This is a genomic window from Halomonas sp. B23F22_20, assembly GCF_043496985.1.
Classification (GTDB): Bacteria; Pseudomonadota; Gammaproteobacteria; order Pseudomonadales; family Halomonadaceae; genus Halomonas.
The window spans coordinates 1-920 of record NZ_JBIEKH010000070.1 but is presented as its reverse complement, the minus strand read 5'-3'; the positions used below and the strand labels follow the sequence as shown (position 1 = coordinate 920).

Annotated in this window: 1 protein-coding gene; it reads left to right on the top strand. The window is 61.7% G+C overall.

Annotation, left to right across the window (positions count from 1 at the left end; translation table 11 throughout):
- Positions 1 to 187: 187 nt before the first annotated feature.
- A partial coding sequence (locus tag ACGTN6_RS20595) for a DNA cytosine methyltransferase (RefSeq protein WP_394594923.1) occupies positions 188 to 920 on the top strand: 733 nt, incomplete at its 3' end.

The following is a 920-nucleotide window of genomic DNA, read 5'->3' as shown; positions in this document are numbered from 1 at the left end:
CCTGGATGACCAGGTGAAGCGCTGGGTCAGCGCATCGCTCTAGCATTCCTACTCATCCACCCCATGGCCGCTCCATCCGGAGCGGCCTTTTTCTTTGCTGGAAGTATCTTGAACTACACGCTCATTGCGCGTAATTTGAATACGCTCAATGAGCGTATTGCTTGCGCTACAAAGGAGGCAGGCCTGCATGACGCATCAACATGAAATTCGGCATTTCCACTTGTTCTGTGGCCTCGGCGGCGGTGCTGACGGGTTCAATCGTGGCCACGCCCGGGTGGGGACGATGGAGGCTCGGTTTCGCTGTCTAGGCGGTGTCGACTCAGATCCGGCTGCGATCGCGGATTTTGGCCGCCAGGCGGGCGCGCCGGGCACCGTGATCGACCTGTTCGATCGTGAGCAATACATGGCTTTCCATGGTGCTGAGCCACCCGTGGGGTGGCGTGAAGCCACGCCGGCGGACATTCAGTCCGCCGCCGGAGGCGAACGGCCTCATATCGTGTTCCTGAGCGCCCCTTGCAAGGGGTTTTCCGGGCTTCTCAGCCAGAGCCGCAGCACGACCCCCCGGTATCAGGCGCTGAATGGCCTCACGCTGCGCGGTATCTGGCTGACGATGGAGGCTTGGGCTGATGATCCGCCTGAGTTGTTGATATTCGAGAACGTGCCCAGGATCGCGAACCGGGGTCGTCAGTTGCTCGATCGCATTACCGCTCTCCTGGAGCGGTATGGCTACCACGTTGCGGAAACCACGCACGACTGTGGTGAGCTCGGGAACCTCGCGGAATCCCGGAAGCGCTTCTTGCTGGTTGCCCGGCATGCCGAGAAAGTCCCCCCGTTCTTGTATGAGCCTGTGAAGCGGCCGCTGCGTGCAGTGGGGCAGGTGCTGGGGGATATGCCCCTGCCGGGGGACGAGATGGCTGGCC